The organism is Hungatella sp. L36 (genome assembly GCF_014288035.1).
This window is the reverse complement of the sequence record NZ_JACOPC010000026.1, coordinates 46,529-55,206: the sequence shown is the minus strand read 5'-3', so window position 1 is coordinate 55,206 and position 8,678 is coordinate 46,529. Positions and strand designations below refer to the sequence as shown.

The 8,678-nt window shown below is 51.6% G+C and carries 6 protein-coding genes; 4 read left to right on the top strand and 2 right to left on the bottom strand.

Translation table 11 applies throughout. The features are described from left to right. Window positions 1-470 precede the first annotated feature (470 nt). The 4 genes from H8S80_RS32105 (at window position 471) to H8S80_RS32090 (ending at window position 5,350) form a co-directional block, all read left to right on the top strand. Window positions 471-1,157: a cyclase family protein gene (locus H8S80_RS32105; RefSeq protein WP_117621542.1), complete on the top strand. Its 687-nt coding sequence runs from the start codon at window positions 471-473 to the stop codon at window positions 1,155-1,157. Window positions 1,158-1,213: 56 nt separating this feature from the next. Next, window positions 1,214-3,094 (top strand): beta-glucoside-specific PTS transporter subunit IIABC, encoded by a 1,881-nt coding sequence (locus tag H8S80_RS32100; protein ID WP_117621541.1) that lies wholly within the window; start codon window positions 1,214-1,216, stop codon window positions 3,092-3,094. A 2-nt stretch (window positions 3,095-3,096) separates the two neighbouring features. Then, window positions 3,097-4,545, top strand: coding sequence for a glycoside hydrolase family 1 protein (locus H8S80_RS32095; RefSeq protein ID WP_117621540.1), 1,449 nt, complete (start codon window positions 3,097-3,099; stop codon window positions 4,543-4,545). A 112-nt stretch (window positions 4,546-4,657) separates the two neighbouring features. Beyond that, window positions 4,658-5,350: a GntR family transcriptional regulator gene (locus tag H8S80_RS32090; RefSeq protein WP_117621539.1), complete on the top strand. Its 693-nt coding sequence runs from the start codon at window positions 4,658-4,660 to the stop codon at window positions 5,348-5,350. A gap of 51 nt (window positions 5,351-5,401) precedes the next feature. Here the strand turns inward: H8S80_RS32090 and H8S80_RS32085 are convergent, their stop codons facing one another. Beyond that, window positions 5,402-6,088, bottom strand: a complete 687-nt coding sequence (locus H8S80_RS32085) for an ABC transporter ATP-binding protein (protein ID WP_117621538.1) — start codon at window positions 6,086-6,088, stop codon at window positions 5,402-5,404. 23 nt (window positions 6,089-6,111) lie between these two features. Further along, window positions 6,112-8,586, bottom strand: a complete 2,475-nt coding sequence (locus H8S80_RS32080) for an ABC transporter permease (RefSeq protein ID WP_117621537.1) — start codon at window positions 8,584-8,586, stop codon at window positions 6,112-6,114. Window positions 8,587-8,678 lie beyond the last annotated feature (92 nt).

The following is an 8,678-nucleotide window of genomic DNA, read 5'->3' as shown; positions in this document are numbered from 1 at the left end:
TTTGAGTCAGATATTTTGTTTGCGGTGTATCCAAAATGAGTGATGGAAACTTATGGCCGAACTGGCCCTGACGGGATCGTCTGATCCCGTATGACGCCGTATGCTGTACAGATGACAGCTACGGACTTGATGAACGGTTCTGCGCACAGGAATGTGCGGCAGAGACTGCTTTTATTTTACCATATTTACGGTAGAAAGCCAGAGAAATCATCAAAAATCAGGAAATTTTTCTCCGGTTATATGACGCTGTTCCCAGCGGCAGCAATTCGATTCATGGCTTTACCAATCAGGGGGTTCGGTGACTGCGGCATTTCATATCCGTAATTCCCAGGTTATCCTTAGATGAAAGGCGTTTTCGCAGTTTTTAAACATCTGGAAAAATTTTCAAAAACACTCTTGACAGTATACCGGTATACTGGTATACTGAGTTCAACAAGGAAATGAACAGGCAGTAATCAGGAGGATATGAGATGTGTGTTTATGAAATGGGAAATTTAAGAATTGTGGATTTGACGAAGGAATTGGATCCGGCGACCGAGAGCCGGAGATGTCATCTGGTTCGTTATAATACCGGAGGCCCGATTCCGGACTACCATACGGTTATGGATTTGACGAGCCACCTGGGTACGCATTGTGAGTGCCCTTACCATCACAGCGACGACTGGCCGAGTGTCGCAGAGCTTCCTCTGACGAACTTCCTGGGAAGAGGCGTGTATCTGGACTTTGGAGAGACGGTAAAGCCGGGCAGCCATATTACCGCAGTTGATTTAGACCGCGCGTCCGGAGGCCGGGTACGGGAAGGCGATACGGTTATCATTGATTCCGCTTATAAATTAGAACCATTTACAGCAAAGACGAACACTGATGCGGATAAGAGGCTTCTGATCGGCGCGGAGAGCGCCCTTTGGTTCCGTGATAAAAAAGTAAAGTGCGTGGGATTTGGAGACGGCGTTTCCATAGAGAATAATAATGAGGATGTGAAGCCGTTTCATGATATACTTATGGCAGAGAATATCACCTTCCTGGAGGTGCTCAAGAATCTGGAACAGCTGAAAAAAGACGTATTCTTTATAAGCTTTTCTCCGCTTCCAATCAGAGGGCTGGATTCCTGCCCGGTCAGGGTATATGCGATGGAAGGTATGGCTGAATTTTCGTAAGCAATGGGTTTCGTAAACAGTAACTATAATCAAAGTATAGAAAAGGGAGAGTTCGTATGGATTACCAAAAAACAGCTTCGGAGATCTTAAAGCACATTGGCGGAGAGAAGAATGTAGTCAGCCTGGAGCATTGTTCCACAAGACTGAGATTTATCCTGGCAGACCGGTCCAAGGCCGATGCGGACGCGGTAAAAAAGATACCTGGAGTCATGGGTGTGGCGGATAAGGTGCAGTTCCAGATTATTATCGGAAACAGCGTAGTGGAAGTGTATGAAGCGATTTTGAAACAGGCCTCTTTTTCCGGCGACGCGAAAGCGGAAAAGAAGAGTGAGAAGAGTAACATCGGAAGGACGGTCATGGAATTTGTAATCGCCGTATTCCAGCCGATTATTCCGGCCATCGCCGGCGGCGGAATCTTAAAGGCCATGCTTTCCCTCTGTGTGCTGATCGGAATTCTGGATAATACGTCGACACTTTTTACGATCTTAAACCTGTTGGGAGATGCGCCGCTGTACTTTCTGCCGCTGATGGTTGCGGTTTCCGCTTCCAAGCGTTTGAAGGTCAATTCCTTCGTGGCCCTGTCTGTAGTGGGCGCTCTGCTTCTTCCCAATATGACGACACTCCTGTCAGCGGAGGGAGGTACGGTATTCCTCGGTTTTACGCTGCAGAAAATTGCCTACGCATACCAGATCTTCCCGGCGCTGCTGTCCATGTTTCTGCTGGCAGCCGTTGAACGGTTTTTCAACAAAATCGTGCCGAAGCCGGTCCGCATCCTGTTCGTCCCCATGCTCTGCCTGCTGATTGTAGTTCCCAGCACGCTGCTGGTATTAGGGCCGTTAGGTTACAACTTCGGTACACTGCTCACAAGCGCAATTTTGTTTTTGTATGATAAACTGGGATTTATCGCGGTTGGTCTTCTGGCTATGGTGCTTCCGTTTTGTACGGCGGCAGGCATGCATAAAGCATTCGTTCCCTATGCAATATCGTCTCTGGCGTCCATGGGCAGCGAGTTAGTCTATCTTCCGGCCAACTTAGCTCATAACATTTCCGAAAGCGGCGCCTGTTTCGGTGTTGTGCTGAGAACGAAGAATAAGGAACTCCGCACCACGGCTTTATCGGCGGGAATCTCCGCGCTGTTTGGAATTACGGAGCCGGCGCTGTACGGCGTTACCTTACAGAATAAGAGGGTGACTTTAGGTGTTATGGCGGGAGCGCTTCTCTCCGGTCTCAGCATCGGTTTTACCGTAGTAAGAGCATACACGATCGTGGGGCCGGGGCTTGCCTCCATGGCGACGTTTATTGATCCGGAAGGGATCAATACGATGAATATTGTCTGGGCGTTCGTCGGTTTTGCAATTGCGTTTCTCGTAGCGTTTGTGGTTACCCTGGTGATCTTTAAGGATGAGAATGAGACGGTGGAAGAGGCGTCGAAAATACCGGCAGAAGCCGCACCGGGAACTTCAGCCGCCGCCGCTTCAGAAACGGTATTATACTGTCCGACTGCCGGTAAAGTAATCCCGTTGACCGAGGTACCGGATGAGGTGTTTTCACAGAAAATACTGGGAGACGGAGCTGCCATCCTACCGGAGGAAGGAGTCGTGAGAGCGCCTGCTGACGGAACGATTGCTCTCGTAGCGGATACGGGTCATGCGATCGGCATGATTCTGGATAACGGCGCAGAGTTAATCATGCATGTCGGACTCGATACAGTGGAATTGGGCGGTAAGTTTTTTGATGTGAAGACAGAGAACGGCAAAAAGGTACGGCGGGGAGAGATACTTCTGCAGTACGATATTGAAGAGATTAAGAAAGCCGGTTACGATGTCACGATGCCTGTGATCGTCACATCAGGGGAGGCGTTTGAAGTGCTGGCGGCTTCCAGCGGAAGCAGGAGTGCGGCAGATGAATTTTACCATATCAGAAGGAGGACGGTTTAACTATGGCATTTCCGGAACATTTTTTATGGGGCGGGGCGATTGCCGCCAATCAGATCGAAGGCGCGTGGAAGGAAGGCGGAAAGGGGATTTCCGTTGCAGACGCAGCCTCCTATAAGCCCAATGTGGACAATAAGGAGTATAATAAGCACGTTGCGTTTTCCCTGGAGGGCGTAAAGCAGGCGGCGCTTGATCCCGACACCGTATACTATCCCAAACGAAGGGGAATCGATTTCTACCATCATTACAGAGAGGATCTGGCACTGTTCGCCGAGATGGGATTTAAGGTCCTGCGGCTGTCAATTGCCTGGACCAGGCTGTATCCCACTGGGGAGGAAGAGGAGCCGAACCGGGAGGGAATCGCCTTCTACAAAGCTGTGTTTGAAGAGATGAGAAGGTTGGGAATCGAGCCGCTGGTTACGCTTTCCCATTATGAAATGCCCCTTTCCTTAAGCGTTAAATACAACGGCTGGGCGGACCGGAGGGTCATCGATCTGTTTGTCAGATTCTGCCGCACGTGCTTTGAAGAATTTGGCCCGTATGTGAAGCGCTGGCTGACATTTAATGAGATCGACAGCATCATCCGCCATCCCTTTACAAGCGGCGGAATCCTGCCGGAGTTATCAGACGGGAATGAACGGAAGTGCTGTTATCAGGGGCTGCACCATCAGCTGGTCGCCTCTGCGATCGTGACGAAAATGTGTCATGAGATGGTAGAAGGCAGTCAGATGGGCTGTATGCTCACGAAGCTGACCACTTATCCCAGAACCTGTGCCCCTCAGGATGTGCTGGCGGCGCTTTACAAGAATCTGGATAATTACTTCTATGCGGATGTGATGGTATTTGGAGAGTATCCGGGATTAAAGCGGACAGAGCTGAAGAAGAAAGGGCTGCTTCCGGAGATGAGGGAGGAAGATGACCGCATTCTGAAAGAAGGCTGTGTGGATTTCATCTCATTCAGCTACTACATGAGCATGACGGAATCTGTCGATCCCGATGCGGAGAGGACGCCGGGAAATACGGTCCTGGGTGTAAAGAATCCGTATTTAAAGTCGAGTGACTGGGGCTGGCAGATCGATGATGTGGGGCTTAGGATTTCCCTGCTAGAGCTGTATGACCGTTACCGCAAACCGTTGTTTGTCGTGGAAAATGGATTCGGTGCGGTGGATGCCGTCACGGAAGACGGGGAGATCCACGACGATTACCGGATTGAATTCTTCCGGAAACATTTCATTCAGATGGAGAAGGCGGTCGAAGACGGAGTGGAGCTTCTGGGATATACCAGCTGGGCGCCCATTGATCTGATCAGTGCTTCCACATCACAGATGTCGAAACGCTATGGATTTATCTATGTAGACCAGGACGATATGGGAAACGGCACGTTAAAGCGTTATAAGAAAGACAGTTTCGCCTGGTATAAAAAAGTAATTGAAACGAATGGGGAAGTATTGTAGACAATAGATGGAAACGTGTGAATGTGCTGCATTTTTAAGATACTGCACATTTACACGTTTATCCTGCGTTATAAAAACACCATGGAAACACCATGAAACAGGAGGGGATACGATGGTCAACAAAAGTCCATTACAGATTCAGGCATATAATTACTTAAAAGAAATGATCTTATCCGGCCGGCTGGATCCGGAGGTGCTGTATTCGGAGACGCGCATGTCGGCGGAGATCGGGATATCCAGGACGCCCATGCGGGAGGCGATCCAGTGCTTAAGCCAGGACGGCTATATTACGGTAGTACCGAGTAAGGGATTTACCCTGAGAAAGCTCAATGAGGAGGATATGGAGGAGAGTATCCAGATTCGCTGCGCCATCGAGGGATTCTGCATCCATAAGGCCGCGGCGGAAGCCGGCACGAGGAAGGGGCAGAAGCTTCTCAGTGCCATGGAGAAGCTTTTGGACAAGCAGGAGAAGACACTGCTCAGCAAAAATGGCCCCAGCCGTGAAAATCTCGAGAGCGGGAACTTCAACAGTGCCGGTCTCGACCAGTTTACGGAGTATGACCACCAGTTCCATCTGGCGCTGGTCAATTACGTGGACAACCGGGAGTTCAATCAGATGTTTCAGCGTCTGACGTATTTAATCCATCTCACGACGAAGGGCGCGCTGTCTGTGCCCGGGAGAATGGAAGACACACTCGGGGAGCACAGACAGTTTTTCGCCTGTCTGAAGGCGGGAGACGGAGATATGGCGTACAAGTTGATGATGGAACACCTGATGATGCCGCTTACCATGCATATTGCGTGATGGCATTGTCCGGTTATAGGAGTGCGGCCATGGCGTTTGAGCTATGCAATATTACACGAAGTTCCCATCACGCACCGTAATGATCCTGCTGCTGCTTTTGGCCGCTTCCGGGGAGTGGGTGACCATAATGATGGTCTGCCCGGTGCTGCGGTTGATCTCCCGCAGAAGGCTCATGATATCGGCGCCGGCTTTCGTGTCGAGATTACCGGTGGGCTCGTCGGCGAAGAGAATTCCGGGATTGCCGATGAGCGCGCGGGCGATTGCCACACGCTGCTGCTGGCCGCCGGATAACTCCCGGGGCGTGTGTCTGCGCCGGTCTGACAGGCCCACCATATCCAGAATCCGGTCGAGACGGTCTTTGCAGCGCTCCATTTTCTGACCGTCCAAAAGAAGCGGGAGCATGATGTTTTCTTCCACATTCAAGTTGGGAATCAGGTTGTAAAACTGAAAGACGAACCCGATGCTCCGGCGGCGGAGACCGCTCATTTTTTCATCTCCGAAGCTGGAGATATCGGTTCCGTTCAGCAGCACGCGGCCGCCTGTCGGGGTGTCCAGACCGCCTAAAATATAGAGAAGCGTGCTTTTTCCGGAACCGGATGGTCCCATAATTGAGACGAATTCCCCCGGCATTACCCGCAGGGAGACATCCCTTAGCACCTCGGTCACGGTATCTCCGAGCCTGAAATTTTTAACGATATGCCGTCCTTCTACAGCGGCAGTTTCTATAATAGGTTTCATTTCTTATCCTCCAGTTCTGTAAGCTATTCAAATTTGATTTCTTCCACAAGCTTCATTTTCCGGCACTTGATGATGGGGACGACAGAGCCCAGCAGAGTGACCGCAATTCCCAGGATACCGGAAGTCAGAAACGTAAAAGCATCCAGCTCCGGCACGATCTGTATTTTGGGACCGGCCACAAGGAAGATTGTCTGGATTTCCATATAAGAGAGAAACACGGCAAGGACCGCGCTGATCAGGCCGGATGAAAAGCCTTCAATCACTGTGATCGACGCCATCTGGCGGTTGGAGAGCCCCACGGACTTATACATGGCGGTGGTACGGCGCTTCTGAATATGGCTGATCAAAAGGTTGTTGACGACGCCAACCGCGGCCAGCAGCAGAATAAACCAGGTCATGGTGCGCATGGGCTTCAAAAAGGTTCCGACCGTGGCGAGGGCGTCCGTGTTGAATTCTTCTACCGTCCGGCTCCAGTTGGAGGTTCCGTCGAACAGGCTGCGAAGCTGTACCATGATGGCATCCGGATCGGCGGCGGTATAGGCGAGAAAGTCGTAGGAGACGGCTCCAAAATCGGAAACCGCATATGCGGCGGGTATGACAGCTTCGACATCGGTGGCTCTCGATTTGAAGCTGCCGACGAGCAGATAGTCCTGCAGAACGGAGCCGTCAGAGAGGGACAGGGGGTCGCCGATGGAGGCGCCGGTCCGCTTCATGCAGTCTGTACTCAGGATGACAGCCCGCCCGGAGGCGAAGGCCGAAACTGCGGAAGCTTCCATGTCCTTTTCCGTATAATGGAGCGCCAGCATGGAGCCGTACCAGTCGAGGCGGTCGGTTGCCTCCAGCCGGCTGAGGGGGAGGCCGTCCGCTGTTATCTGATTCTTATAGACGTAAAGCGGCAGAATCTGCTCTATCCCATCCATTTCCTTTACCCTGTCAACAAATTCCGGTTCCATATGTCCATCCGCAAAGCCGTCAAGCTCCGCCCCATGAAAGACGTCACTGACATACGTTGTGACAAAATCACCGACAACCGTGATGGCGATCACGGCGGAGATACTGATGAATAGCAGCGTGATATTCTGCGCTGTAGTTTTATTGCCTTTCATGTTCCGGGCGGCCAGCCAGCCCTCATTTCCCAGGAGGGAGCGGTAAAGCGGTGTGAGTGCTGTGGAACAGAGGTTGGTGAGCATGGGAACGAGAAGCACGGCCGATGCAGTCATTCCCAGCAGAGAGAGGCCGCCGGCCAGGTACAGCATGGGCCCGGATACCAGGCGGGGCAGCAGCATGGAGATCAGAAACACGATTACACAGACGCTCGTAAGGAATCTGATGGAAGTGTGCGGTTCTTCTGCGGTGCCGAGTACGATGTCCTTCACCGGCAGGCGTCCCGCACGGCGGATCGGAAGCCAGGCGGAGAGAAATGCCACGGATACCGCCATGGTAAATGAGATCACCGCACTGAGCGGGGAGATCACTGCCGGGATTTCGATGCCCTGGGACAGAGACTGCCCCATGCCGTGAAGAATCAGCTTCAGCACCACAATACCTAATGGGATTCCCAGAAGGCCGCCTGCGCTTCCATACAGGAGGCTTTCCAGAAGGAAGATGCGGGTTACGGTCTTTTTCTCTGCACCGATGCTGCGAAAGGTTCCGATCACCGGAAGGCGGTCCAGGGTAATCACTTTGTAGCTGCTGTAAATAATGAACACGCTCATGGTCATGGAGAAAAAGCTGATGAGGAAAAACGGCATGGATTTCTGCCTTGCGTCGGCAGCGATCTGCGCCTCGTTGACCACCTCGGATACAATATAAGCGGGGGCGGGCAGAGCAGCGGAGATTTCGTTTTTCAGAACCGCAGTGTCAGCTCCGGCGGCGGGCTTTATCAGGATTTCGCTGTATCCGTCCGTCTGATCCAGAAGTCCGGCCATGGTGGAAAGAGGCAGAAGGGCTGTCGCTCCCCTCGTATGGCGGAGGAAGACTGTGTCATAGTTTGCAATATCTGCGGCCTGAAGCGGAACCGTGGCGCCATTGATCTGTAAATGTATGGTATCGCCTTTATTTATCCCGTATTTCAAAGTAAAACGGTCCGGCAGGATCACCAGGCTGCCGGTGAAATCAGTGATTTTCTCACCATTGGCCAGATGGGGCGGATTGATTTTATCCAGCTCCGTTAAATCGGCGGCAATTAAATCGATGGTCTCGTAGTAGCCGTTCTCATGATAGAGGGCTGTGCCCTTCAGCACGCCCACGCCTGCCTCGATGGACGAAAGCGGGGGAAGTTCGTCCGTTTTAATTGCCCCATTGGCCGCTTTTACAGAGAGAACTGCGCTGCCCGCCATGCCCCTGGCCATTTTTTGCTGTGCACTTTCATAGGAAGCACCGATGGAAAAGGATACGAACAGGAGCATGGAGGAGAGCAGAATGGACAGGAATATGACTGCGGTCCGCAGCTTTCGCTCTTTTATATTGGTGAGAATATATTTTAGTATGATCTTCATTGTGGCACCTGCTTTCCGTGGAATTGTCTGATTTCATAATTAAAATGGCTGACAGCTATCATAGAAATTATGATAAGCTGTCAGCCTTAATC